At 43.0% G+C, this 393-nt stretch carries 1 protein-coding gene; it reads right to left on the bottom strand.

What is annotated here, in order from left to right:
- A partial coding sequence (locus C1I89_RS35035; RefSeq protein WP_219929646.1) for a hypothetical protein occupies nt 1–374 on the bottom strand: 374 nt, incomplete at its 3' end.
- Nucleotides 375–393: the final 19 nt, after the last annotated feature.

Raw genomic sequence — 393 nt, 5'->3', positions numbered from 1 at the left:
GCAGCGACAACTGTATAATACTGAAAGAACTCCATAAGTTGATCGAAACCAGTAGGCTGATGACCCACACCAGATTCATCTGGATCGTACACAGAGTTCGCCCTGAAGATGTGGGTGTCAACTGTACCACCCACACCAGGGTTCACGGTGAACGCACGCTCCGCGTATATCATACGACAGGTAAACTTATTACCAAATAAGTTCTTATTGAGGTAGTTTATAGCAGAGGGGCTACCGTACTGCAACTGATTCATTGTAAGACGGTTCTTCTTTTTAGTTTTCATTTTCTTAGAATTCTGAGATGAATACTGAGAGGCTATTCTTTTCTTCCCTGAATAAGGTCGTTGAGTTGCTCTTTCAGTAAACTGCGACATAGCGGTATGGTATGTTGCA

Source organism: Achromobacter pulmonis (assembly GCF_002885955.2).
Classification (GTDB): domain Bacteria; phylum Pseudomonadota; class Gammaproteobacteria; order Burkholderiales; family Burkholderiaceae_B; genus Achromobacter; species Achromobacter pulmonis_A.
The sequence above is the reverse complement of the archived record's forward strand: the minus strand, read 5'-3'. Positions and strand labels throughout refer to the sequence as shown.